Source organism: Arthrobacter sp. SAFR-179, from assembly GCF_059414945.1.
On the sequence record NZ_JBPFDM010000001.1, the window covers coordinates 110,946 to 135,292 of the forward strand.

23 protein-coding genes are annotated in these 24,347 nt (G+C 61.1%); 13 read left to right on the top strand and 10 right to left on the bottom strand.

All coding sequences use genetic code 11. The annotated features are described in order from the left end of the window. Positions 1-74 precede the first annotated feature (74 nt). From ACR65K_RS00585 to ACR65K_RS00600, 4 genes are all read right to left on the bottom strand, one after another. A complete protein-coding gene (locus tag ACR65K_RS00585; RefSeq protein ID WP_440150922.1) occupies positions 75-2,141 on the bottom strand; it encodes a CBM96 family carbohydrate-binding protein in 2,067 nt (688 codons plus the stop codon). Between the two features lie 182 nt (positions 2,142-2,323). Continuing rightward, complete coding sequence (locus ACR65K_RS00590) at positions 2,324-3,340, bottom strand: hypothetical protein (RefSeq protein WP_440150923.1); 1,017 nt, start codon at positions 3,338-3,340, stop codon at positions 2,324-2,326. Positions 3,341-4,022: 682 nt separating this feature from the next. Next, on the bottom strand, positions 4,023-4,271 hold the full coding sequence (locus ACR65K_RS00595; RefSeq protein ID WP_440150924.1) for a hypothetical protein: 249 nt from the start codon (positions 4,269-4,271) through the stop codon (positions 4,023-4,025). A 111-nt stretch (positions 4,272-4,382) separates the two neighbouring features. Further along, positions 4,383-4,949: an ABC transporter substrate-binding protein gene (locus ACR65K_RS00600; RefSeq protein WP_440150925.1), complete on the bottom strand. Its 567-nt coding sequence runs from the start codon at positions 4,947-4,949 to the stop codon at positions 4,383-4,385. Positions 4,950-5,724: 775 nt separating this feature from the next. On the opposite strand from ACR65K_RS00600, the gene ACR65K_RS00605 reads away from it, so the two are divergent. From ACR65K_RS00605 to galU, 13 genes are all read left to right on the top strand, one after another. Next, positions 5,725-6,255, top strand: a complete 531-nt coding sequence (locus ACR65K_RS00605) for a hypothetical protein (protein WP_440150926.1) — start codon at positions 5,725-5,727, stop codon at positions 6,253-6,255. A 412-nt stretch (positions 6,256-6,667) separates the two neighbouring features. Continuing rightward, a complete protein-coding gene (gene paaA / locus ACR65K_RS00610; RefSeq protein WP_307088261.1) occupies positions 6,668-7,672 on the top strand; it encodes a 1,2-phenylacetyl-CoA epoxidase subunit PaaA in 1,005 nt (334 codons plus the stop codon). Further along, on the top strand, positions 7,669-8,049 hold the full coding sequence (gene paaB, locus ACR65K_RS00615; protein WP_056329133.1) for a 1,2-phenylacetyl-CoA epoxidase subunit PaaB: 381 nt from the start codon (positions 7,669-7,671) through the stop codon (positions 8,047-8,049). Before paaA ends, paaB begins: the two co-directional genes overlap by 4 nt. Further along, on the top strand, positions 8,046-8,969 hold the full coding sequence (gene paaC, locus ACR65K_RS00620; protein WP_440150927.1) for a 1,2-phenylacetyl-CoA epoxidase subunit PaaC: 924 nt from the start codon (positions 8,046-8,048) through the stop codon (positions 8,967-8,969). The genes paaB and paaC overlap by 4 nt, the downstream gene beginning before the upstream one ends. Before the next feature lie 5 nt (positions 8,970-8,974). Beyond that, positions 8,975-9,496: a 1,2-phenylacetyl-CoA epoxidase subunit PaaD gene (gene paaD, locus ACR65K_RS00625; RefSeq protein ID WP_440151451.1), complete on the top strand. Its 522-nt coding sequence runs from the start codon at positions 8,975-8,977 to the stop codon at positions 9,494-9,496. A 9-nt stretch (positions 9,497-9,505) separates the two neighbouring features. Next, entirely contained in the window at positions 9,506-10,732 is a 1,227-nt protein-coding gene (gene paaE, locus ACR65K_RS00630; protein WP_440150928.1) for a 1,2-phenylacetyl-CoA epoxidase subunit PaaE, read from the top strand. Positions 10,733-10,767: 35 nt separating this feature from the next. Next, entirely contained in the window at positions 10,768-11,553 is a 786-nt protein-coding gene (locus tag ACR65K_RS00635) for an enoyl-CoA hydratase/isomerase family protein (RefSeq protein WP_440150929.1), read from the top strand. A gap of 164 nt (positions 11,554-11,717) precedes the next feature. Continuing rightward, a complete protein-coding gene (locus ACR65K_RS00640; RefSeq protein ID WP_440150930.1) occupies positions 11,718-12,284 on the top strand; it encodes a hypothetical protein in 567 nt (188 codons plus the stop codon). An 11-nt stretch (positions 12,285-12,295) separates the two neighbouring features. Continuing rightward, positions 12,296-12,577, top strand: a complete 282-nt coding sequence (locus ACR65K_RS00645; RefSeq protein WP_440150931.1) for a PqqD family protein — start codon at positions 12,296-12,298, stop codon at positions 12,575-12,577. Positions 12,578-12,803: 226 nt separating this feature from the next. Beyond that, the gene (locus tag ACR65K_RS00650; protein ID WP_440150932.1) at positions 12,804-13,802 is read left to right on the top strand and encodes a PqqD family protein; all 999 of its coding nucleotides are present in this window, start codon (positions 12,804-12,806) and stop codon (positions 13,800-13,802) included. Between the two features lie 45 nt (positions 13,803-13,847). After that, entirely contained in the window at positions 13,848-15,419 is a 1,572-nt protein-coding gene (locus ACR65K_RS00655) for a tyrosine-protein kinase domain-containing protein (RefSeq protein ID WP_440150933.1), read from the top strand. 7 nt (positions 15,420-15,426) lie between these two features. Next, positions 15,427-16,329, top strand: coding sequence for a nucleotidyltransferase family protein (locus ACR65K_RS00660; RefSeq protein ID WP_440150935.1), 903 nt, complete (start codon positions 15,427-15,429; stop codon positions 16,327-16,329). Positions 16,330-16,444: 115 nt separating this feature from the next. Further along, positions 16,445-17,335, top strand: a complete 891-nt coding sequence (gene galU / locus ACR65K_RS00665) for a UTP--glucose-1-phosphate uridylyltransferase GalU (RefSeq protein ID WP_440150936.1) — start codon at positions 16,445-16,447, stop codon at positions 17,333-17,335. 10 nt (positions 17,336-17,345) lie between these two features. Here the strand turns inward: galU and ACR65K_RS00670 are convergent, their stop codons facing one another. The 6 genes from ACR65K_RS00670 to gmd all read right to left on the bottom strand — a co-directional run bounded on the left by ACR65K_RS00670 (position 17,346) and on the right by gmd (position 24,316). Next, the gene (locus ACR65K_RS00670) at positions 17,346-17,756 is read right to left on the bottom strand and encodes a VanZ family protein (protein WP_440150937.1); all 411 of its coding nucleotides are present in this window, start codon (positions 17,754-17,756) and stop codon (positions 17,346-17,348) included. A 372-nt stretch (positions 17,757-18,128) separates the two neighbouring features. Continuing rightward, complete coding sequence (locus tag ACR65K_RS00675) at positions 18,129-18,728, bottom strand: LPXTG cell wall anchor domain-containing protein (RefSeq protein WP_440150938.1); 600 nt, start codon at positions 18,726-18,728, stop codon at positions 18,129-18,131. Between the two features lie 179 nt (positions 18,729-18,907). Then, positions 18,908-20,791, bottom strand: coding sequence for a DUF4012 domain-containing protein (locus ACR65K_RS00680; RefSeq protein WP_440150939.1), 1,884 nt, complete (start codon positions 20,789-20,791; stop codon positions 18,908-18,910). 22 nt (positions 20,792-20,813) lie between these two features. After that, entirely contained in the window at positions 20,814-22,304 is a 1,491-nt protein-coding gene (locus ACR65K_RS00685; protein WP_440150941.1) for a sugar transferase, read from the bottom strand. A gap of 9 nt (positions 22,305-22,313) precedes the next feature. Continuing rightward, positions 22,314-23,288 (bottom strand): GDP-L-fucose synthase family protein, encoded by a 975-nt coding sequence (locus tag ACR65K_RS00690; protein ID WP_440150942.1) that lies wholly within the window; start codon positions 23,286-23,288, stop codon positions 22,314-22,316. Further along, complete coding sequence (gene gmd, locus ACR65K_RS00695) at positions 23,288-24,316, bottom strand: GDP-mannose 4,6-dehydratase (RefSeq protein WP_440150943.1); 1,029 nt, start codon at positions 24,314-24,316, stop codon at positions 23,288-23,290. The genes ACR65K_RS00690 and gmd overlap by 1 nt, the downstream gene beginning before the upstream one ends. Positions 24,317-24,347 lie beyond the last annotated feature (31 nt).

Below are 24,347 nucleotides of genomic sequence, written 5' to 3' on the forward strand. Positions count from 1 at the left end.
GAAGGTAAACCTAACCTAACTCAAATGGATGTTTAGCATCGGTGACGAATTCCGCTGCGTGATTTCCGTGTGAACTACCTCAGGGTGAGCACCAGCTTGGGTGCCAGCGTGCTGCCCGCCTCCTTGGAGTTGAGGTCCAGGCCGTCGCTGCTGCCGGAGTCCAAGCCCAGCGAGAGCTGCTGGCCGAGTTCACTGGTAAGGCCGCTGACCGTGAGCGGAATGCTGTAACCGGTGTTGATCGTTGTGGGGCCAAGAGTGCCAAGGGCAGTGGTGCCCAGTGCCGGACGGTTGTTGTAGGTCATCCCGCTCTCGGTCCAGGTGTCGTCAGCGACCAGCTTGATGTTCTGCTTGCCCGTCGACGCGTTTCCGGCGCTCTGCAGTTGCAGCGTTGCACTTTCCAGTGTCCTGCCCGCATAGGCCGTCAGGTCGAACTTCAGATAGCTGTATTCCACCGGGCTGTAGTTGTCCACCCGCAGGACGGTGCTGGTGCCATAAGCCGTTCCCGTCGCCCCGCTGGAGACATAGGTGTCGGCGGTGGCTGTGAGCGTGACGGTCTCCGGTGTGCCGCCGCTTGGGGCGGGGGCCGTGCTGAAGGTCCACACCTTGTCGGACGCCAGCGGATTTCCGGCGGCGTCCTTCACCCCACCGGAACCGCCCCTGATCGTCGCGGTGTATGTGGTGCCCGCTGCCAGGTCAGCATCCGGGTTCAAGGTCGCAAGCTTGTCAGTGCTGTTGTAGGTCACGGTGGCCGGCACCGTCGTGGTCCCTGCCGTCAGCGTGAACGTGCCGGACGTGACCGTTGACGGATCGATCGCTTCCGAGAAGGACGCTGTGGCATCCGCCGTCACCGCAACCCCGGCAGCGCCGGAGGCCGGAGTTGAACCGGTCACCGTGGGAGCGGTTGTATCAATACCGCTGCTGTCGTAAAAGTGCCAGTACCGGCTTGTGGCGTTGACGTCCGCGATCACCAGCAGCCCGCTGTTGGCCGTACCCCGCGCGGCGCTGTTGAGATTTTGCTTTGTGGACGTGACGTTATGGACGTACTGGTCCGAGTCCACGATGCGTGCGGTCTTTGCAGTGGTGAAGTTGATGTTGTCCAGCGGTGTGGACTTCTCATAGATGGCGCCGCCGGAGCTGGAGCAGGCCCCGGCATTCGTGGTGCCATCAGGCTTGGGATAGGTGGCGAAGGTACGGAGCATTTGCGTGCTCTCGTCAATGAGGACGATCACCCGGTTGGGGCACTCGGACACAGTAGCGATCGGGTGTGCCGTCCACGAGGTGCCGTTCAGCGCCAGCACCTGGATGAGCGGCTCAGAGGCCGTGATGAACGACGTTTTGACGGCGGCGAATACCCGGCCGCCCGACGAGTCCAGCCACTTCAGGTTCATGTGGTCATCACTGCTTCGCTGCCCCGACACCGCCGCGACAGGATCGGTCCAGGCCGTGTTCGGCGCTCCGTCCACGTGGTAGCTCCAGTACATTCCGTCGGTGGCGTCCCCCACCTGCCGGCTCCACATCAGGCCCATCTTGTTTCCGTCGAAGGCGATCACAGCAGACGTATCATCCACGGACACGTTGCTCAACGCCGCAGGATGCGTGAACGGGGTCCCCCACGTCTTGCCGTCGGTGGCGGTGACGTTGAGGTAGATCTGGTTCCCCTGCTGCCAGGTGGCCCATACCCGGCCCGTCGAGTCCTTGTCGATGGTCAGGACCTCGACTTTGGAATTGTTGATCTGTGAAGAACTGAGCAGGGAGTACGTTTTCTTACCCGGGTCGTAGCTGTAACGCCGCATGGTTGTTGGGAAATTAGGCTCAGCCGGCAGGCCGTCGTTGACGAAGCGGTAGCTGGCAACATTCAACGTCGCCCCGTCCCACAACACATCATGATGCGTGTTCGCCCGGGCATCAGTCACCACGCCTGTATCCACCCAGGAGCTCGTCGCGGGATTGAACCGGAAGATATGGAATTTTGAGGTGGCCGCGTCCCACAGGTTTCCCCACCAGAGCCCGTCATTGAACCACAAACCGCTCGTCGCCCGCTTTGTGCCCGTTGGCGACGCGGTCCCCGCATGCGAGGGGCCCTCCACTCCAACATCACCCGGATCTGCCGAGGCTGAAACCGGTACCGCCAGGGTGCTCAAGGCAAGCAGTACCGCCGTCAACAACGCAGGTAGCCGCAGAGCCCGTAACCGGCCGAGAGGTAGAGCTGCCTTGTACGCCAGGTGCATCATGGACCGATGGTAAGGGCCGCTGACAGTTCACCACCCGAGTAACAGGTACCTACTTCTCCACAGGTAAGACACCTGCTAGCGGGCTCCTGCGCTCAGTTGGCCACGATGAACGGAACGACGGTCACGCCGGAGTTGGTGGACCCCAGCTTGTCGTCCCGGCATGACGTCCGCAGGTGCAGCTTATGGACGCCGTTGGCCAGGGTGCGGGTGTCGATCGAGACGGGGCCCGCCCCGGAAGGATCGGGCCCGTAAGCGCCTGCAGAATCCCACAAGACGATCCCGGGGTTGGCCGGAACGGCATGGAAGTCCGGGTCGATGGAGATAAACGAATGGGTCGCCGGGCGGGAGCCGTCGCCGTGGGAGGCCAGGTCCGCCAAGGGAGACCAGATGCCCGAGACCGGCCCGTCCGGAAGGGGAACGCGGAGCGCCGCCTCGCAGTACCCGGCGTGCGTGTACCAGCCCTTGCCCCGCAGGAACGCATCCCTTGAGACGTCGGACGCGGACTTGCCGTTTTGTATGTTCAGCTGCCAGTTGAAGTTGGTCCGCATGCTGTTGCCGTCCGGCTCCTCGACGAATCCGCGGAAACGGACCTCCTGCAGGCCCGAATGGTTGAACGCCGAAATTGGCCACGAGAAGGTCAGCCAGCGCTCGCAGGTTCCGGTGCACGTGAAGTCGCCGGTGCCGGAGCCGGCCGGGCCGGGGCAGCTGAAGTCCTGCGCCGAGGCCCGCAGGTAGCACTTCTGGACGGTAGTTTCCCTGTCGGCGGTCTTGAACACCATCGCCACGTAATCGGCTGTTCCCGGGTTGTCGTGGAGGATCATCCGGACATTCACGGTGACGTTGCCCGAACTGATCGTTTCGCGTTCCGGGATGCACGCCCCCATATGGGCATGGCCGGTGTTGGTGATGGGGTTGTTGGCCTGGTCGGTGTCCGGCATCCACCACGACTGGGTGTCCACGAACTGCCGGGTCTCCTGGTACACCGTGCCGTCGGCGGGAGGTGCCCCGATGCACAGTCCGGCCGCAGCCTTGGCGGTGCCGGAGCCGAGTGCGGGCATTACGGTGCAGGCCAGCACAACAGCAAATATGAGTGCAAGGAAACGTCTCATGCCCATTCATCCGCCGGTGTCTGTTGATTCGGGAATGCTGCGAGTGCGCTGTGGCTGTCGCCGGCGTTCGAAGCGCCGGACCGTGAGTATTCGCGTAAAGGCCCACCTGGGGCCCGGTCAGTATATGACGGGCATGAGATGGCAGACCAGAGTGCCTGGGTGTATTACGACGGCGGGGCGGACCTGCCGCGAGACGTGACGGACGTGGGATGCTCGTCTATGCCTGAGCGGATGGGAGGCAGCGCATTCTATGCGCGTGGAGACTTCATTCGGTATCTGGTCCGGAGGCTCGTAGTTTATAACCCCAGTACCCGCTTCAGGGCACTAGAAAAGGGACGCGAGAACCTCCGGCTGCCCCTTTTGGGGATCTCAGACTCTGGCCCCGCTGAAAGAAGCTGGTTCAGGGTTTCCCCCAGAATCTCGACCTCCACTCCATTCAGGAGGGGGATGTCGTGGATGAATGCCTCCAGCTCGGAGGCATCCGCTCTTCCTCCATTGGAGCGGTACTGATGCCAGAGATCTTCCACGGAAAAGATCGCCTGACTCGATTAGGGTCAGTGCTGCTGGGCGAGGATCGGAATAGATCATGTCGGCCTCCCGGAAAGCATCTGCCGAACGCTTGATCCGCAGCCCTTCATGTCGCCAGTCGGGGGTGCGCATCATGCGCCCTTCTGCGTGAGTCTTATGAAGAGCTGAGCCCTTCAGTTTCTGCTTTCGCTCGGTGCTGCAGTGCACGCCCCAGAATGATCGCCAGACTGGTCACACAGACGATGACCAGAACTAGGCCTGTTGCCACGAAGAAGATGTCGGCCCCTGTCCAGCCTTCCCGCACCGACCACCGCAGGGTTGGAATTAACAGGCATAGGCCGAGGATGAAGCCGTACCAAGGAAGGATCCAGCCCTCGTGGCCGGCAGACGACGTTGTGCTCATTCTTCCACCTTCCAAAGGGACATCCTGGACCGGCGAGACGGGTGGCCGCGGAAGGAGCCACCCGTCTCGTTCAGCAACTGGGGGAGTCAAAGCCAGCGGCCGAATTTTGTGTTACAGACCAAGCAGCCGGTTCAGCAGGGCTCCCAAGCCGCTCAGGTTGTTGCCGTCCAGCAGTCCGGCAACCGCACACAGCAGGTTGCCGAGCAGATTACCCGGACCAGGCTGCGCCGTGATGTTAAGGACCACTTGATTCAGGTCGACGACCAGGCCCAGCACATTCAGGTGCAGCGGGCCAAGGACCAGGTTCAGGATGTCGCAAGCTGGCTGATTCGCTGTCGCGGATTGAACTGTGGTTGTGATTGTCTTGTTGACAGTTTCGGTGGCGCCGCCGGTCGCTGCCGTTGCCGTTCCCACTAGCTGTCCGGTCACCTGTAGAGCGCCGTTCACAACTTTGAACGAAGTCGGAGTAAATGATCCAGTAAAGCTACCCACCGTGGCACCCGTGGCGTCAATGAGCGGCAGATTTGTGATTGTCCCCGTTGCAGAGGCCAGTTGTTGCGCTTGGGTGGCCGCGGTAGGCGCTGCCGGCGCGGCGGCCGAAGAAGGTGCCGCGACGCCGAAGAGCATGGCGCCGGACAAGGCAATAGTGGTGGCTGATGCCATAAGTCGTGTTCGCATCTCAGGTGTTCCTTTCAGCGCCATCCATTGGCGCATGAACCCCCGGTGCCCCGCCCCCAAAGCTAGAACTCCGGCGGAACTGTTTGATTGCTGGTTATGGGCCCTCTGTTGGACCCCTGCTGGCATTGTGACTTGAGTCACTGCTATGCCGCACTCCCAAAATATTAGTAAGTATGCTGAGCAGTCAACCCCAGGGCTGAAATAAAGTGCCTTGAAAAACTCAAGGTCTTCGGGCGTTCTTCTGCTCCCACGGACGCAGAGCGTAGGCGCCTGGTTGGGCCGGGCTGCTGTCAGGGGCTCATATTAAGGCTGAGGCGACTCAGGGAACGGGTACAAAGGGTAGCCAAATACCTAACCCCCCCTCTAACCCCCCTGCTTGGTACCGCACCTGTCTCGCACTGGGGGTGCAGGCCTAAAATATTCCTACGGGGACATCGATTCGGAAGGCGTGTACGTAGCCTTGTCGCCTTCTACCGAGGGCATTTACATCGCTGTCGGCTGGGAGTCGGCGAATTCAGAGTTGAAGTAGTTGCACTCCACCAAAACTTAGCCGGAACGGACTTAAATTTCGCAGGCGAGAACAGCATCCGATGACGTAGCTGGCGACTCGCCCTTTGAAAGGCGCAGCTCAACTGGGTCCTGCGGCCGGGTGGCCTTCGGGCAGTTTGAAGAACCTCCCGAAGCACACACGGACCGGCGAAAGCCGAATCCGCAATTTCCTGTTTTTTCCTGCCATCGGCACCCTGTGCCGTTGGCATTTGCAGAAAGTCCAAAAATGAAGCTCTCACTCCGCCGCGTCCTGACACTGTTCGCGGCAATGCTGTTCGCCCTCGCAACGGGTATGGCAGCGGCACAGGCAACCACGAACTTCGATAACGCTCCTAATGGAGCGCACTATGCAAAGGGTGCTGGCGAGCCCATCTGTACCGTCAATAGCACTACGCAGACGGTGACATGCACAAGCACGGCAATTGAAGGCGTCGGAAATACCAACGCGACGCTAACACTCGCAGTGACCAACCGGATCAGTGGCGTTTGCCACAACCCGGGCACTAATGACAAGGTCGTCGACCCATTCTCTAAGTCAGTAACAGAGACGAATTCGACGGGACTCACGCCCAGCAAGAATGGGCGCCTCCTGGTGCCGGCCAAGAGTACGACTGGTACGAGCACCGCCGACTTCGAGGAAACGTTCACGTGCCCCAACCCCAATTGGACACCTGAAGTTACCAGCAACGTCCTCAGCTACCAGTACTCCCTGACCTTCGCCGGGTTCCAGGAGCCGGCAATTCTGATCAACGGTTAGTCGACCTCAGTCTGTTGGTGAGGGCAAAACCCTAATCAGCTCCCTCCAAGGCGGTGCTCTAGCACAGCGGACCGCACTGGGCCCCGGAGAATCATTTCTCCGGGGCCCACCTATGTTCGCGACCAGCGATGGGAGCGGGCCTTTCAGGAAGAGGCGCCAGGGGTGAGCGGGCGTCGCGGGAAGAGGCGCCAGGGGTGAGCGGGCGTCGCGGGAAGAGGCGCCAGGGGTGAGCGGGCGTGGCGGGAAAAGGCGCAGGAGGTGAGCGGGCGTTGGAGGAAAACGTGCAGGAGGTGAGCGGGCGTCGCAAGGGGGAGGGGTGGTGCTTGACGGGGTCCGCCGCTCCCGCATATCCTGAACGAACGGTCGGTAAATAATTCGGCACGTCCCAGACGGTCTTTGCATAGGAGCAACCATGGCAGCGCAGAACCTGCAGTCAGTGCCCGCTGAGCTAACCCCGGAAGAAGAAGCCGCAGGCCAGGCCCACTTCGACCGCATCATCGCCGAGGACTCGCGCATCGAGCCCCGCGACTGGATGCCCGCGGCCTACCGCAAGACCCTCCTGCGCCAGGTTTCCCAGCACGCGCACTCCGAGATCATCGGCATGCAGCCGGAGGCCAACTGGATCTCCCGCGCCCCCAGCCTGAAGCGCAAGGCCATCCTCATGGCCAAGGTCCAGGACGAGGCCGGCCATGGGCTCTACCTCTACTCAGCCGCCGAAACCCTGGGCCAGAGCCGGGACAAGATGATGGACGACCTCATCGCCGGCAAGGCCCGCTACTCCAGCATCTTCAACTACCCGGCCCTGACCTGGGCGGACATGGGCGCCATCGGCTGGCTGGTGGACGGCGCAGCCATCTGCAACCAGGTCCCGCTGTGCCGCGCCTCCTACGGCCCCTACGGCCGCGCCATGGTCCGCATCTGCAAGGAAGAGTCCTTCCACCAGCGCCAGGGCTTCGAGATCCTCCTTGAACTTTCCAACGGCACCCCCGAGCAGAAGCAGATGGCCCAGGACGCCGTCAACCGCTGGTACGCCCCGGCCCTGATGATGTTCGGCCCGCCGGATGACGATTCGCCCAACTCCAAGCAGTCCATGGCCTGGAACATCAAGCGCTTCAGCAATGACGAGCTCCGCAGCCGCTTCGTGGGCATGATGGTGGAGCAGGTCAGGGTCCTGGGCCTCACCCTCCCCGATGACCAGGTCCGCTTCAACGAGGACACCAGGAAGTGGGAGCACGGCCCCCTCGACTGGCACGAGTTCCAGGAAGTCCTGGCCGGCCGCGGTCCCTGCAACGCCCAGCGCCTTGAGCGCCGGAGGGAGGCGCACGACGACGGCGCCTGGGTCCGCGAGGCAGCGGCGGCTTACGCAGCAAAACAGGCAGCAAAAGAGTCAATGACGACGAAGGAATACGCAGCATGAGCCCGCACGGCAACCCGGACGCCCCCGCAAGCGCCGCCACCGAAATCAACCGCGAAGCCCCCAAGGCATCCCCGGCCCCGCAGGAGCACCATGACAGGAGCGCGTGGGGCCTCTGGGAGGTCTTCGTCCGGTCCAGCCGCGGGCTGAGCCACGTCCACGCCGGATCCCTGCACGCCCCGGATGCGGCCATGGCCCTGCGGAACGCACGGGACCTCTACACCCGCCGCAACGAGGGCGTGTCCATCTGGGTTGTCCCGGCGGACGCCATCGCCGCCAGCGATCCCGACTCCAAGGGCTCCTTCTTCGAGTCCCCGCAGGGCAAGGACTACCGGCACGCCACGTACTACACCAAGAGCGAAGGGGTAAAGCACCTGTGAGCACCGCCCACACGAACCCCAAAACAACAGGCCACGGCGACATCTCCACCGGCGTGGCCGGCGGGGACAGCAACGCCTCCGCCACCCGTATCACCCCCGGCAACGCCCTGCGCCCGGAGGACATCGCGCTGGAGGTCCGCACCGGCCTGGTAAAGCCGTCGGAGGACATCGCCGAATACGCACTCCGCCTGGGCGATGACGCCCTGATCCTCGCCCAGCGCCTGGGCCACTGGATCTCCCGCGCCCCCGAGCTGGAGGAGGACATCGCCCTGGGCAACATCGCCCTGGACCAGCTGGGCCACGCCCGCAGCTTCCTCACCTACGCCGGTGCAGGAATGACCAACGACGACGGCTCGGCCAAGTCAGAGGATGACCTGGCCTACTTCCGCCGCGAGCACGAGTTCCGCTCCGTCCAGCTGTTCGAGCAGCCCAACGGCGACTTCGCGGCCACCATCGCCCGCCAGTTCGTGGTGAGCAACTACCAGTATTTGCTGTATGGCCGGCTCACCGGATCCACGGACGAGACCTTGGCCGCCATCGCCGCCAAGGCCGTGAAGGAAGTGGACTACCACCGGGACCACAGCGCCCAGTGGGTCCTCCGCCTGGCCGGCGGCACCGAAGAGTCACGGAAACGGATGATCCACGGCCTGCGGACCATGTGGCCGTACGTCGGCGAACTGTTCCGGGACGATGACCTGACGCAGCGCCTCGCCGAGGCGGGTGCCGCCGTCGCGCCTTCCTCATTGAAGGAAGACTTTGACCGCCTGGCCGGTGAAATCCTCACGGAGGCTGAGCTGGAAGTCCCGGACGTGCCCGCAGCCCCGGGCGGCGGCCGGTACGGCAAGCACTCGGAGCACCTGGGCTACATCCTCGCGGAAATGCAGGTGCTGGCCCGAGAGCATCCCGGAGCCAGCTGGTGACCGAAATGTACATCTCGGACTTCGAAACACGTGCCCGCACGCCGCAGCAGGATGCGTGGGACATCGCGGCCACCGTCTGCGACCCGGAGATCCCCGTGCTCACCATCGCTGACCTGGGCATCCTGCGCAACGTGGAGGTGGCAGACAACAAAGTCACCGTCACCATCACGCCCACGTACTCGGGCTGCCCGGCCATGGACGCCATCCGCGACGACCTTTACACCGCCTTCAAGAAGGAAGGCTACGAGGATGTGCACGTCGACTTGGTCCTGGCCCCGGCCTGGACCACTGACTGGATGACGGAGGCCGGAAAGCAGAAGCTGCAGGAGTACGGCATCGCCCCGCCCACCGGGAACAGCAGGGCCGGCGGCCACTCCGGCCCCATCAGGCTGAGCCTGGCCGTGAAGTGCCCGCAGTGCAGCAGCCTCAACACCAAGGAACTCACCCGCTTCGGTTCCACGTCCTGCAAGGCGCTGTATGTGTGCCAGGACTGCAAGGAACCGTTCGACTACTTCAAAGTCCTGTAAGGAACCGCCATGCCTGTTGTCCGCCAGACCGCCGCCGAAGAGGCTGAGGTGACCGGCCGCCGTCGTCCGTCCTTCCACACCCTCGCCGTGAAGGAGGTGCGCCGGCTTACCGACGATGCCATCGAGGTCAGCTTCCATGTGCCGGCGGAGCTCGCCGGCAAGTTCGACTACCTGCCCGGCCAGTACGTGGCCCTGCGCACCACGCTCCCGGATGAGACCGGCGAGCCCAAGGAGATCCGCCGCAGCTACTCCATCTGTGCCGAGCCGCGCAGCTTTGCGGACGGCACCAGCGAGATCCGCGTGGCCATCAAGAAGGACCTGGGCGGGCTGTTCTCCACGTGGGCCAACGCCGAGCTGAAGGCCGGCGACACCCTGGACGTGATGAGCCCCATGGGCGCGTTCGTGTCCAAGCACGGCCGCGACGGCGTGGCCGTGGACCAGAACGTCATGAACTCCATGAACCACCCGGAGGACCTGGCGGGGGAGGCGGGGAACTTCGTGGCCATCGCCGCGGGGTCCGGCATCACCCCGGTGATCGCCATCGCCAGGACGCTGCTGGCCGCCAACCCGGACACCCGGTTCGACCTGATCTACGCCAACAAGGCCGCCATGGACGTGATGTTCCTGGAGGAGCTGGCGGACCTGAAGGACAAGTACCCGCAGCGGCTGGCCATCCACCACGTGCTCTCCCGCGAGCAGCGGATCGCGCCGCTGCTGAGCGGCCGGATCGATGCGGAGAAGCTGCAGCAGCTGCTGGGCACCGCCCTGCACGCGGACGATGTGGATGAGTGGTTCCTGTGCGGGCCGTTCGAGCTGGTGCAGCTGTGCCGGGACACCTTGGCCGAGCGCGGGGTGAAGCCGGAGAACGTCCGGTTCGAGCTGTTCACGTCCGGCAAACCGGACCGCCCGGAGGGCCAGGCCGGCCGTCCCGTGGTGGTGGACGAGTCCAAGGAGACGTACAAGATCACGTTCAAGCTGGATGGCCTGCAGGGCGAGGTGGCCAGCCCCACCCACGCCCGCGAGTCCATCCTGAACGCGGCGCTGCGGGTGCGCCCGGACGTGCCGTTCGCGTGCGCCGGGGGAGTGTGCGGCACCTGCCGGGCCAAGGTGGTCACCGGCAGCGTGACCATGGACGAGAACTACGCGCTGGAGCAGGATGAGCTGGACAGGGGCTATGTCCTGACCTGCCAGAGCCACCCCACCAGCAAGGAAGTCACGGTCGACTTCGACGTCTAAGCCTTACCCCTTGTCCGTCTGAACATAGGAGTTCCATGATTTCCCTTTCCATCACCAACTGTGTTGCAGAAGTCGTCCTTGACGCGCCCCACAAGCTGAACTCGCTGGATGAGCAGGCGCTGCGGGATTTAACCCAGGCGTACGACGACGCTGCTGCCGCCGCCTCACGCGGTGAGGTGCGGGCGCTGCTGCTGAGGGGAGAGGGCCGGGCCTTCTGCGCGGGCCGTGACATCGCGGGGGTCACCCCGGAGAACGACGACGCCGCGGCGTACCTGGGCGGACTGGTGGAGCCGCTGCTGAAGAAGATGGCCGCCTTCCCGGCACCGACCTTCGCTGCCGCGCAGGGTGCGTGCCTGGGCGTGGGGCTGGGGCTGCTGCTGGCCACGGACGTGGTGTACGTGGCGGAGAACGCGAAGTTCGGTTCGCCGTTCGCCAAGCTGGGGGCCACGCTGGATTCGGGCGGGCATTGGTACTTCACGGAGCGGCTGGGCATGCACCGGACGCTGGACCTGATCTACACGGCGGACCTGATCTCGGGCGCCGAGGCAGTGGCGCAGGGGATGTTCAGCCGCGCCATGCCGGCCGACTCGTTGCTGAATACGACGCGCGCCATCGTGGAGCGGGTTGCCGCGGGCGCCACCGAGGCGTTCGTTGCCTCCAAGGAGCTGGTGGCGCACATCCGCGACCAGCGCCTGGGCCTGTGGGAGGCCATGCAGGAGGAAAACGAGGAGCAGGCACGGCTCTGCAAAACAGACGATTACGCGGAGGGGTTCCGGGCTTTCCAGGAGAAGCGTGAGCCGAAATTCACGGGCGGCCACTGACCTTCATCAAGGCACTTGCAGAATTCTTGATCTAAATTTGCAAGGTCATTGCAGAAAACTTAATTCGCGTTCGCAAGAGTAGGCGCAACCGGACAAAACCGGTTGATGTGCGCTGCCGGTCTCAAGTAGGCAGACCCATCTAGAAACTAACTCTGGGGGCACAATTGTCTGAGGTTTTGAATGCGGATGTCGATGGCAAGGAAGAGGGCGGCTTCAGCCGTCGGAGGGTAGTCGCTGGCGTTGCTTGGTCGCTGCCGGTTATCGCTACGGCCATCGCGGCGCCGGCTGCTGCGGCATCCGGAGTCGCTGCTGCGGCCGCCATTGACGGTGCACTGTCTACGTACACCATTCCTGAACTGTCTGCTCCAGGGCAAGGACACAACGCGAAGGGTCCCACAGGATTTCACATTACGAATAGTGGAAGCCAAATCACGGGCAGCATTACTGGGCTCATCCGCATTGAACCCATTCCAGCAGCCACCGGTGACCCAGGTGTGGGTGTGCAGTCTCTGACAAACACCACACTGACTTCCCCCAGCTTGAGCGCGAGCAACGTCTTCACTGGCACTTTCACTATTCCGGGCATGGCCAGCAACACAACTTTCCGCGTAGGAACCAACTTTTACTACAAAGGTAAGAAGACGCAGCTTCGAAATTTCCTCATGTCCGTGACGCTGACCTATCCGGACGGCAGATTCGAGACCATTTCCGCTGACATCAACCTCATTTAGGATCCCGGCAAATGGTCTGGAAACGTGGCGGCTTCGTCGCTGAAGTCTGCACTGAACCACGGGCCCGCGTTGCACTGCTGCACCTCGATGCAACCCAGCCGGTAGTTTTGGAGGGGCCAGCTGCGGTCATTTGGGACCTGATTGATGGCCAGCGGAGCGAGCAGGACATCCTCGCTGAGCTTGAGGCCACCTTCGAAGACCAATCAGGACAGATGCAGGCGCAGGTTGAAGACTTCCTGGCAAGCCTCGAAGCGCAGCGCCTGATCGAGGCTGCCCGCGGCGTTTCCCACTAACGGCATGACGTCCCCGGGAATCAGTGGAAGCGCGCGCTTGGCGTGGCAGCAGCGCCTGTTCGATGAGTTGGCACAAGGCGGTGACCTGCTGTGCTTGAAGGTGCTGGGGCAGCGGTTTGTGATCCGTTGGGGCCGTGGGGTCACATGGCAGCAGCGGACATCAATGAGCTTGGCCTGGGCGCGTTGCATCAGCGCCAGCCTTGAGCGGCTGCTGCCGCCTGAGCCGATGGAACCCACTGTTGGCAGTCCTTTTACGGTCTCAGTCACCTGCGCGTCCATAAAGTACGGCGACGGCACCTTCCATATTGAGGCCGCGTCCTTTGAGGAGCTTGCCGAGAACCTCACGTCACGGCTCACCGTGTCCGCGATACTGGCCAACGCCGGTGAACTAACCATGCTCCACGCCTGCGGGGTGGCGGATCCTGCTACAGGGGCCGTCGTGGCACTGGTGGCAAAGTCGGGAACAGGAAAGACCACCGCAGCTTCGGTGCTCGCCAGGACCTACGGCTATGTCACCGATGAGACGGTGGCCATTGCCTGGGACGGCTCCGTGGTTCCCTACCCCAAGCCCTTATCGGTCAAGCAGGGGGCCGGCGCACCTAAACGTCAGGCGGGGCCGGATGAGTTTGGACTTCAGCCGGCCCCGGCCATGCCCTTCATCCAGTCCATCGTGCTCTTGAACCGCGTCCAGGGGGCGCGTCCGGGGGCACCGGTGCTGGAACGGGTACCGCTGGCCGACGCCATTCTCGCGCTGATCCCTGAATCGTCCTCGCAGGCAGAATTCGTGGATCCGCTGCAGTCGCTGTGCCGCCTCATCGAGAGTGTCGGGGGAGTGTGGCAGGTGACCTATTCGGAAGCAGCCGACCTCCCGGCCGTCCTGGAGCCCCTGTTCCGGTTGCAGCCCCTGTCAGGGACAGAGTGGGAAGCCGCTGCACCGACAGTTGCCCAACGAGAACCTATTCCGGCTGGCAGCATCCAGCGCAGGGCCCCAAAAGATGCCGTCAAAATTGGCGGCGACCTGCTCGTCATGCTGGACAACGAAATAGTGCGCCTGAGCGGGATCGGTCCAGCGCTCTGGGAAGCCTGCTCCGGGCCGACCGGGCTGGGCCAAGTCACCGAACACATCGCGAAGCTGCATGGCGAACCTGAAGGTTATCGGGCCGCCGTCGCCATAGCCGTAGAGCAGCTCATCGCCAAGTCGGTATTAGAACGCGGCAAAAACTGAACCGCCTTCAAGGCACATATATAGACCTGAATTTGAGGAACCACTATGAGCACAACAACCACGCCGCCGGAAGCGTCCCCGGGCCTGGACCTGGCCGACTACCTGAACGTCCTGCGGGTGTACTGGAAAGCAATCGTCGCCTTCACCTTGCTGGCTACCTTGGCAGCCGCCGGATGGACCGTTCTGCAGCCAAAGATCTATTCCTCCGATTCCAGCGGCATAGTGGTCACTCCGGGCTCGGACAACGTCAGCCTGGCCTTGGCCGGCGACAGCCTGGCCAAGGCCAAGGTCAAGAACTACGAGTCCGTGGCAAAATCGCGGCTCGTCGCGGACCGGGTCATCCAATCCCTAGGCCTGAAAACCACCGCCGATGCACTCCTCGGGAGCATCAGTGTGAAGGTACCGCTGGACACTGCCGAGATCAGGGTCACCGCACAGTCAACTGATCCCGCAACTGCGCAGCGGGTGGCGGATGCATGGGTCAACGGCCTCGCCGCCCAGGTGGAGGCCATTGAGACCGCGCCCCCCGCCGACTCAGCCGGACAGCCCAGCGCTGTGGCAACGCCCGACGCCGGGTCGCAGGCGAATGCAGCGACGGCCGTCCGGGTACTCCCGTTGGGTAAAGCTGTCCTCCCTGCCAGCCCCACGTCGCCCAACACCAAACTCAACCTGGCGTTGGGCGCCCTCGTCGGGTTGGCCCTCGGCGTGGCGTATGCGCTGATCCGCCGGCACCTGGACCGGCGGATTCGAAAGGCTGCGGACATCGAACGGCTGTTCGGCGTTCCCGTGATCGGTACCCTCCCTGTCGACCACCGGTTGGATGAGAAGAGCACCATCGTGGACGCGGGTACCGCCGCAGAGCTTCATGACGCTGGCGGGGCCATGGCCGAAGCCCTCCGCGAGCTGCGCACCAACATCAGTTTCCTTGACGTCGACCAGCCGCCACGGATCATCGTGGTCACCAGCTCCCTCCAGGCAGAGGGTAAGTCCACGGTGACGGCCAATCTGGCGGTCACCATGGCGGCAGCGGGTGAAAACGTGGTGGTGGTCGACGGCGACCTCCGCCGGCCCACGCTGGTGGACGTCTTCAATCTCGTGCCGGGAGTAGGGGTCACCGATGTGCTCACGGGCACCGCCGAGCTCGCTGATGTCCTCCAGCCTTGGGGTGCGTTGCCCAACCTCTCAGTCCTGGGATCGGGCCGCATCCCACCGAATCCCAGCGAGCTGCTGGGTTCCCGTGCCATGAAGAACATGCTCACCACCTTGGCCAAGGATGCTGTGGTCCTGATCGACGCACCGCCGCTTCTTCCCGTGACGGATGCCGCGGTCCTCTCGCGCGCCGCCGATGGCGCCATTCTCGTGATTCGCTCTGGCAGGACCACCCAGGAGCAGCTGGACCAGTCCCTGGGGAACCTTGAGAAAGTCAAGGGGCGGGTCCTAGGCGCCGTTCTCAACTACGTTCCCATCAAGGGAACCGATGCATACTCCTACTACGGAACATATACCTCCGCGACCGCCCCGTCCTCTGCAGAACCTGAGCCCGTCGACGATTGGCAGGACGCGGACACGCATGACGCGCTGGAGGCCGTCCCCGGCGGCCGTAGGGCCAGGATCTAGGCGTCCCATGACTTCCACTGGCCGCGAAACCCAACTCAGGATCCCGGAGGGCGTGCTCCTCGGCCACGCCCTCGCGGCACGTCTGGCGGACAGCCTCGGCCTCAGGGTCTTCTTCATCAAGGGACCAGCAAGCGTCATGCAGGGGCTGCGTCAAGCCAAGATATCGGCAGACGTGGATGTCTTCGTGGATCCCTTCAGGTTGAATGAGTTGCTGGCGGGCCTCCATGAACGCGGCTGGCGTGACCGTCCCGTTGATCCGGACACCAAGACGTTCCCAAAGCACTCCGTCACCGTTCACCACCCCGAATGGCCTTGCTGCATTGACGTCCACTTCCGCTTTCCAGGAATGGAAGAACCAGCCGGCAGCTGCTTCGAGGTTCTGTGGGTGCACACCGTGCACATGGAACTCGCAGGACAGGGGCTAAGAGTCCCCTCGAAGGCTCTGGGGATCTTGTTTCTGGCTTTGCACGCCTTGCGGTCGCCGGAGCTGCCTGCTTGCCGCCAGGAGCTTGAGTACCTCGCCGGCCTCATACGGCTGGAATCTCGGGCGGTAGAGCTCCTGGAGCTCGCAACGGCCACGGGTTCACTGGCAGCCGTCCGGCCCTTCCTTAAGGATCTACTGCCCGAAACCATAGGCCCGGAGTGGCCGCAACCCTCCCAGGAGTGGGTCAACCGCCTCGCTGCACGGGAACCTGGGAGCGCGCGGCTCATTGCCATTGTTCAGGCTCCCTGGAGGGACAAGCCAAGGATGGTGTGGCGGGCGCTCTTTCCGCGCGCCGAAATCCTCCTGAGCGGGAACATCTATGCGGACATGTCTTTCTCAGGACGACTGAATCAGCATCGCGCCAGATGGGCGCGGTTCTTCCGCGCAGTCCCGAGCCTCGTCCGGGACCTTCGTCACCTCCAATGAGGTGGTCCCGGTGCGGCTGTGAATGGGTCAAATGGGTATGTTCCGCTGCCGATCCGGCCCTCCGGGATCCGCCTCCGATTGCCGGTCCCCGCATCAAATTTGTTAAGGTTCAGCTATGACTAAGGGGAAAGCTATTACCAAAGCCGTCATTCCTGCTGCCGGATTGGGGACACGCTTCCTGCCCGCCACCAAGGCAATGCCGAAGGAAATGTTGCCGGTGGTCGACCGCCCGGCCATCCAGTATGTGGTGGAGGAAGCGGTTGATGCCGGCCTCACGGACCTGCTGATGATCACCGGCCGCAACAAGCGCGCCTTGGAGGACCACTTCGACCGCGAGCCCGGCCTGGAAGCCGCGCTCGAAGCTAAAGGGGACAAGGACAAGCTGGGGATGGTGGAGTACGCCTCCAACCTGGGCCCCATCCACTACGTCCGCCAGGGCGAGGCCAAGGGCCTCGGCCACGCTGTGCTGTGCGCCCAGCAGCACGTGGGTGACGAGCCCTTCGCCGTCCTGCTGGGTGACGACCTCATCGACGAGGCCGAGACCCTGCTGAGCACCATGATGGAGGTGCAGCAGAAGACCGGTGGTTCGGTGATCGCGCTGATCGAGGTTGATCCGTCGCAGATCAGCGCCTACGGCTGCGCTGACATTACGGCTGTGGAGGGCGAGGACTACGTCCGCGTCAACAGCATGGTGGAGAAGCCGGCCGTCGGCGAGGCTCCGTCCAACCTTGCCGTGATCGGCCGCTACGTGCTGCACCACTCCGTGTTCGGCGTCCTGGAGAACACCGAGCCGGGCCGCGGCAACGAGATCCAGTTGACGGACGCCCTGCAGACCCTTGCCGCCGGCGAGGGCGAGGGCTCCGGCGTGTACGGTGTGGTCTTCAAGGGCCGCCGCTACGATACCGGCGACAAGCTGAGCTACCTCAAGGCCGTTATCACCCTCGCGTCCGAGCGGGTTGAGTTCGGTGAGGATCTGAAGTCCTGGATGAAGAACTTCGTCGGCTAGTTCTAATATTTTACTGCTTCTTGGAGGCCCGTTGCCGGAAGGCGGCGGGCCTCTTCTGTGTCTGGACTGCGAGGGTCGCCAGGAGGGCTCCTATAATGGCTCCTGACGTGTTTGTCACGATATCTGACGGGCTTGCAAAGCGGTCGTGAAGAAACAGGAGCTGGCCCAGCTCGATACAGCCGGAAATTAGCAATCCGAATGCTCCGATTTGCCACCATCGTTGTTCTGAAAACGAGAGTGCGCCAACAAAACCCACCGGGACAAAGAGGACGACGTTGGCGACGGCTTCGACAAATTGGTAATTGAACCAGCCAGGGATGCCGTGGCCGTGAAGAAAATGCAGGACCGCGGTGAGCTGTCCTGAAATAGGCTGATCTACGGGCGATGGCCAATATGCGACGAGCGCCAGGGGAATAAGCATGCCTGCTAGTGCTGTGCGCCAGAGCCGATGGTTCTGGAGGAGGCTCAAATGGACCTCAGGAGGCCCGTAGGAGGGCGAAGGCAGCGGTCCCCAAGGCGGAGGCGGCAAGGAAGAGGAGTATCAGGTACTGCAGCATCTGCGGCCGGGGGAGTGGGATGAAAAAGTCGTACTCTCGTGGTGCCCTGCGCCAATGTCTCCCCATAGCCCTAATAGTTACCACAAATCGGACGGTGATTAGGCCGGAGGAAGCCAACGTTGCGGAAACCCACAGCCCGCCGGTGGTTGAGCTTGTCGAAACCCAAAAGCAAAAGGTGGGTGCATCTCCGTTTCCGGAGATGCACCCACCTTCGTTGGTGCTAGGAGGCGTTGCGGTTAGGCAGCAGCCTCTGCCTTGGCACGGCGGCGGACCACCACTACGGAGGTTGCGCCTGCGGCGAGAGCGCCTGCGCCAACCAAGGTCCAGAGAACCAGGCCGGAGTCGGCACCAGTGTTGGCCAGCCCGCCCGTGTTGGCCAACGGAGCACCGGCAGCGTTGCCACCGGTGTTCGCCAGGGAAGCAGCCACCGTTACCGTAACCGGGCCAACGGTCACGCCGGACTGGGTGCCGGTTGCGGTGATGGAGTAGGTGCCGGCTTCGCTAATGGCAAGGGGCAGAGCTACTGCACCCTGAGCATCAGCCGTAGCGGACAGTTCCTGAGCCTCGGCGACAACGGCGATGCGTGCGGCAACCGCACGGTTACCAACGCCAGCGCCATTGGATGCAGGAGCTTGGCCGGGTGTAACGCGGATGATCAGTGGTTCGCCGGCGCGGAAGCCCTGCCCGCGGAAGACGAATGTTTCACCAGGGCCAACAACACCATCCGAAACGGCAGCCTGCGGCGGAAGTGCCGGGTAGGTGGCGGCCATGGCGGGAGCCGAGCCGATAAGTGCAATGGAACCTGCAAGTGCGAGTGCAGCAAGAGTCTTCTTCATGTGTGTCCCCCCGGAGACGTTTAAGTTTTGATACCCGATATGGGGAATTGTCCCCTCCGCACGAGACCGTGTGCAGAACTACGGATAGATATCCCAAAAAAGACGGTACCACCTGCTCTTGGTTGTGAGCAATCTCAATCCACTCGGTTTACATAGTGTTAACGCGATAGACGCGGGCCCTAACCGCAGGGTGCGTTTTTAGTGGGCAGAGTCACTTCTTTTACAGGTTGGACGGTGGGCGTGACAACCAAGTCAGGTTCCGTGTGCTGCACAATTTTCCCGAACCTGAAGTCGACGGTTTTGCTTTCACCTGGGGCGAGTTGCTGAGCAACAACTCCCACCGGCCTGTTCGCGTGAAGGTATGGGGCAAAGGGGATCTTTTGTCCGTCGATCATCGCTGATTCCACGTTGGCCTGAACCGGGCCGTACGCAATGATGTTTGTTTGCACCGTCCCCGGAGCCACGCCGAAAGCGCCTCCACCGGTGACATACGGCGGCAAAGCCTTTTCAGCGTTAGCGGGTGCGGTGTTCGTGCTGGTGACGCGGACAGTGGTGTGCTCGTATCCATCTGCCGGGCACTCTTTGACGAGTTGGACTCTCCGCTTGACGTAGTAATCCATTTTGGCACCGGTACCGTCGTTGAAGTACACCCCAAACTGGGCAGGCGAGACACTTGGTCCCGATACGGAGCCGCTCAACGGATATTTCGAGATCACCGATTGCTCGGAAGAATCGGCCGACCAGACAAGGACTCGCCCTTCTTGGGCCCCTTGGGTGATGCCGGTAATTAACCCCTTGGCTTCGCCCTTACCGCTGGAGAGGGCCGAAAAAATCTCCTTCGCCACACCAGCAAAATATGCGTCCTGCAATTCGGGTTGTCGGATTTTCGCATAGACATCTGAGAGCAGAGTGGGCACGACATTGTTTCCTGTGAGTTCCGTCGGCAGCCCGGCTGCTTTCACAGATGCGAGTTCCGGTCCGTTCATCGGAACGGGACCCGTTGCTTTCAGAATATAACTCAGAACGATGGGATCTATGGAGAGGACTCCGTCGACTCGTTGTCCAGTCTTTTGCTCCCACATGGCGCGCACGGTGCTCGCGGCCGTCGGGAAGTCGGGCGTGAGGTTCACGTCCTGTATATATTTGCCGAGACGGGTTGAATAGATCTGCTGCTGCTGTGGATCAACGGGCAAGGTTGGAGCCATGATTCCAACATCGCTGGCGCTGCTCTGCTTCCCGAGCTCAAGTTTCCCATTGTCGAGAGTCAAAACTGCTAACGCTCCCGGTATTCCTCCCGACGCGCGAGCTTCCGCATTGTTTTGGATCATGACCAAATAGTTTCGAGGTGCTTCTGCGCCCAGCATCCGAGGAGTGATGCTGGCTGCGTCTGATGCTGAAGTCAGCGTCTCCGATGCCTGCCGCAATTCTCCTCTCACGTCCTTCAACGGCTTGGCAATTTCGTCGAGCAATTGACTTGCGTCAATCGCTTCAAGTCTGTCTGAGGAGATACGTATTGCGTAGGTCGACGAAGCTAACGTCGGAGCTGCGGCCTTTATAGGTTCTAAGCTGCTTCCTGAACTGCTCGGCATCAATGAATCCCAGTTGAGCGATTCGTAGACATGTACCAGAGGAACCAATCCAAGGTTTGTCACATCGTCGGCAGACCTGGCGACTTCGGTCACGGCCCTGAGGTTGAGACCGAGCCCCGGTAACCCAGATGCAAGCGTCCACAACGGGTCCTCGGCGGCTTCCCGGGCGGCAGCCGTGTGTTGGGTCATAGCTTGGACGAAACCGCTCGCCCGTAAGGAATCTCGGTCCAACAGTGAGCTTTTAAGTTCTGATGCAAGTGGAACAACAGGTTCCAATTCTGATTTGATCACATTTGCTTTATAGGTCAGCCAGAATCCGGCAAGCGCGCCTACCATGATCATCGTCGCTGCTGCGACAAAAATCTTGACCGTCAGCTTTCGTCTCTCCGGTCCACCTTTACGAAGCTTCTCTAAAGATTTACGTTGCGGGCTATTTGTTGCTTCCATATGCTCTTTCGATTTGGCTGCAATCACTGGGAATGCAATTGGAAGAAAGCTAGACCGCGCCGGTGCTAGCGAAAACAGCTTTGAATGTTTTGAGGAGGATGACGATATCCCCCATAAGGGACCAGTTTTCTACATAGTAAAGATCCAGACGAATGCTTTCTTCCCAGCTGAGGTTTGAGCGTCCGCTGACCTGCCATAGCCCGCTCATACCTGGACTGACGTAAAGTCTGCGGTGAGCAGCGTCATCGTAGAGAGCTACTTCACCTTCTCTTTGAGGTCTCGGGCCTACTAGGCTCATGCTGCCCATGACTACATTCAGCAATTGTGGAAGCTCATCAAGTGAGTACTTGCGAAGTAGGCGACCTAAGCTAGTAACACGGGAGTCATTTTCAACTTTAAAGAGCGGTTTATCACCTGCGCCCTGCTGCTTTAGCAACTGCTGGAGTTCGGCGTCGGCGTTGACCTTCATGGACCGAAACTTAAGCATGTTGAACGTGCTGCCACCAAGGCCTATACGTTCTTGCTTGTAAAAAACTGGTCCCGGGCTGGTCACCTTCACCAGTAGGGCCAAAACTATGAACACAGGCGACAGAACCAGGACCAACAGGCCCGCTCCAAAAACGTCGAATGTGCGCTTCGCCACTTTTTTACCACCAGTGAGTTTTGGCGTTGAGACGTGGATGAGCGGGAGCCCGGCCACGGGCTGAGTATGGATCCTGGGCCCCGCAACGTCGGTAAGTGCAGGAGCGAGAATCATCCCCACGTCTCGTGCAGCCAATTCCCAACCGAGTCTCCGTAGGTCCTCCGGGCTCAGGTTCACACCAGCCGAAATTGCAACTGAATCAACGTTCGTTTCCTCGATGACCTGAAGGATTCCTTCTACGTCACTGTCTGTGCCGGTGACGGGCACACCGAGGTGAGCGGCTATCGCGGCTGTGGCGTGAGCCGAACCTGGAAGGTGAGCCGCAACCGGCTGATATCCCGCTGAGGGCGCGGTCCTTAGTGAACGTACCAGATGTGAGACAGCCAGCGGCCCTCCTATGATCAGTATCCGGGAAGTGCTTTTTCCCCTTGATCTCTCCACGGAAAGGTGCTGACGCACTAACCAGCGTGCTGCTAATAGCCCAATCACCCCGGCCGGGAAGGCTAATCCGACGAATCCACGAGCCACATCCACACGCAGGGCGTAGGAAATAATTGCAACTGAGCCGAATAGCCAGCCGGAGGCGGCCATTACCCTCTTGTATTCATCTGAACCGGATCCCAGAATCCTAGGTTCACGTGATCCCCAAGTGCCAAGAAATAGCCACCAAGCAATACTCAAGACGGCCGCCAATAGTAGATAGTCCAGATCTTTGGAATTATCATTTGGCAATTCTGAAAATCCAAAACGGACCCCGTATGCACCAGCGACGGCCCAAGCCACTACAAATGCATCAATCAGTCTGATCCGACGAGCGTATCGGCGCCGCCATTCTTGGGGACCACGTTGGAGACTAGCCGCTAACCCTGCATTTGGCTTCTTTGTCGCCCCACGCATGTGTGACACCTACCCCCTGACGTCGGTGGAGTTGGAGCGGTACCACTCGACGGTGGATTTGATGCCGTCAACCAGGCTGATTTTTGGATGCCAACCGGAATCTTTCAATAGGGATACGTCTAGCAGCTTCCGAGGAGTTCCATCTGGTTTCGTCGTGTCCCATTCGATGTCTCCTTTGTAGCCAACGGCCTCGGCAACCACGGAAGCAAGCTCCTTAATGGTCAGGTCAGTGCCTGTACCAACGTTAACCTGGGAGGAACCATCATAATGTTCGAGAAGATGAAGACATGCAGCGGCCATATCATCTACGTGAAGGAATTCACGTCGGGGAGAACCAGACCCCCAGTTTGAGACAGAAGGTGCCCCTGACAGCGCCGCCGCATCGAAACGTCGGATCAGAGCCGGAAGCACATGCGAACCTGTTGGTGAGAAGTTGTCACCGGGGCCGTAGAGGTTAGTCGGCATCGCAGAGATCCAAGGTACGCCGTACTGCTTACGAACAGATTGCACATGCATTATGCCTGCGATTTTTGCTATGGCATAAGCATCGTTTGTCGGTTCAAGATGTCCAGTCAGGAGTGATTCTTCTTTTATGGGTTGTTCGGCATACTTTGGATAAATACAGGACGAGCCAAGGAATAATAGGCGCTCAACTCCATGCTCAAGCGCAGCGTCCAAGACATTGACCTGTATCCTCAGATTCTCGCTCAGGAAATCTACGGGATAGGAGTTGTTTGCTAAAATTCCCCCCACTTTTGCCGCAGCCAAAACAACATAACGGGGCTTGGTTCTTGCGAAGTATGAGAAGACTTGTTCGCGATTTCTTAGGTCAAGCTCTCCTGAAGTTTGTCCTATCAGTTTCGTGAATCCAGCGGCGACAAGATTCCGCCAAACGGCAGAACCTACGAGGCCCCTGTGCCCTGCGACGTAGAAGACGGAGTCGCGATCCAAGGGTCTATGAGCAAAGTCGAAATCAGCTTGCACTAGCTTTCCCAGCTTTCGAGCTTGACAGAGTCGATCCAGTGTTGTCCGGAATGACGTAGGGCTTCAATGTCCGCGTCAACCATGATCCGCGCAAGCTCGGGGGTGTGCACTGAGGCCTTCCAACCAAGCTTTTCCTGTGCCTTGGTCGCATCGCCCACCAAGGCATCGACTTCCGTGGGCCGGAGGTATCTTTCATCAAACCGCACGTGGTTTTCCCAATTCAAGCCCGCGTGTTCGAATGCAATTTGGAGGAAGTCTCGCACTGTGTAGTTTCCTCCAGTCGCGAGAACGAAGTCTTCCGGCGTGTCAGCCTGAAGCATGCGCCACATGCCCTCAACATATTCCGCGGCATATCCCCAGTCCCGAACTGCGTCGAGGTTGCCCATGTAGAGCAAGTCCTGTTTTCCCGCCTTGATTGCTGCCACAGCGCGAGTGATTTTGCGAGTAACGAACGTCTCTCCGCGGCGTGGAGACTCATGATTGAAAAGGATGCCGTTGACTGCAAATAACCCGTATGCTTCTCGGTAATTTCTTGTGATCCAGTAGCTATATACCTTGGCAGCCCCGTACGGCGACCGAGGGTAGAAGGGGGTATCTTCGCTTTGCGGAGGGGGAGTGGCGCCAAACATTTCGGATGACGAGGCTTGATAGAACTTGGTCTCGATTCCAGCGAGACGGACTGCCTCCAGGAGACGAATGGTTCCGACACCCGTAGTGTCGCCTGTGTGTTCGGGTTCATCGAAGGAAACACGCACATGCGATTGCGCGGCCAAGTTGTAAACCTCATGTGGCTTAATGTCGGCCAAGAGAGTCACGAGTCTCGCGCCGTCACTAAGGTCGCCGTAATGTAGGAAGAGTTTTGCCTTGGGATCATGTGGATCCACGTATAGATGGTCGATCCGTGCCGTGTTGAAAGTGGATGCTCGCCTGATTAGGCCGTGCACCTCATAACCCTTCCCGAGCAACAGCTCAGCCAAGTACGACCCGTCTTGGCCAGTGATACCGGTGATCAGTGCGCGTTTAGTCATTTTGCCCCCCAATGGTGCGAAAGATAAAAAA

What these genes read in the sequence shown, in the direction of transcription:
- ACR65K_RS00590 (WP_440150923.1), bottom strand. Translation starts at nt 3,340, where the DNA reads ATGAGACGTTTCCTTGCACTCATATTTGCTGTTGTGCTGGCCTGCACC.
- ACR65K_RS00595 (WP_440150924.1), bottom strand. Translation starts at nt 4,271, where the DNA reads ATGAGCACAACGTCGTCTGCCGGCCACGAGGGCTGGATCCTTCCTTGG.
- ACR65K_RS00600 (WP_440150925.1), bottom strand. Translation starts at nt 4,949, where the DNA reads ATGCGAACACGACTTATGGCATCAGCCACCACTATTGCCTTGTCCGGC.
- ACR65K_RS00605 (WP_440150926.1), top strand. Translation starts at nt 5,725, where the DNA reads ATGAAGCTCTCACTCCGCCGCGTCCTGACACTGTTCGCGGCAATGCTG.
- paaA (WP_307088261.1), top strand. Translation starts at nt 6,668, where the DNA reads ATGGCAGCGCAGAACCTGCAGTCAGTGCCCGCTGAGCTAACCCCGGAA.
- paaB (WP_056329133.1), top strand. Translation starts at nt 7,669, where the DNA reads ATGAGCCCGCACGGCAACCCGGACGCCCCCGCAAGCGCCGCCACCGAA.
- paaD (WP_440151451.1), top strand. Translation starts at nt 8,975, where the DNA reads ATGTACATCTCGGACTTCGAAACACGTGCCCGCACGCCGCAGCAGGAT.
- paaE (WP_440150928.1), top strand. Translation starts at nt 9,506, where the DNA reads ATGCCTGTTGTCCGCCAGACCGCCGCCGAAGAGGCTGAGGTGACCGGC.
- ACR65K_RS00635 (WP_440150929.1), top strand. Translation starts at nt 10,768, where the DNA reads ATGATTTCCCTTTCCATCACCAACTGTGTTGCAGAAGTCGTCCTTGAC.
- ACR65K_RS00645 (WP_440150931.1), top strand. Translation starts at nt 12,296, where the DNA reads ATGGTCTGGAAACGTGGCGGCTTCGTCGCTGAAGTCTGCACTGAACCA.
- ACR65K_RS00650 (WP_440150932.1), top strand. Translation starts at nt 12,804, where the DNA reads ATGGAACCCACTGTTGGCAGTCCTTTTACGGTCTCAGTCACCTGCGCG.
- ACR65K_RS00655 (WP_440150933.1), top strand. Translation starts at nt 13,848, where the DNA reads ATGAGCACAACAACCACGCCGCCGGAAGCGTCCCCGGGCCTGGACCTG.
- ACR65K_RS00660 (WP_440150935.1), top strand. Translation starts at nt 15,427, where the DNA reads ATGACTTCCACTGGCCGCGAAACCCAACTCAGGATCCCGGAGGGCGTG.
- galU (WP_440150936.1), top strand. Translation starts at nt 16,445, where the DNA reads ATGACTAAGGGGAAAGCTATTACCAAAGCCGTCATTCCTGCTGCCGGA.
- ACR65K_RS00670 (WP_440150937.1), bottom strand. Translation starts at nt 17,756, where the DNA reads ATGCTTATTCCCCTGGCGCTCGTCGCATATTGGCCATCGCCCGTAGAT.
- ACR65K_RS00675 (WP_440150938.1), bottom strand. Translation starts at nt 18,728, where the DNA reads ATGAAGAAGACTCTTGCTGCACTCGCACTTGCAGGTTCCATTGCACTT.
- ACR65K_RS00685 (WP_440150941.1), bottom strand. Translation starts at nt 22,304, where the DNA reads ATGCGTGGGGCGACAAAGAAGCCAAATGCAGGGTTAGCGGCTAGTCTC.
- gmd (WP_440150943.1), bottom strand. Translation starts at nt 24,316, where the DNA reads ATGACTAAACGCGCACTGATCACCGGTATCACTGGCCAAGACGGGTCG.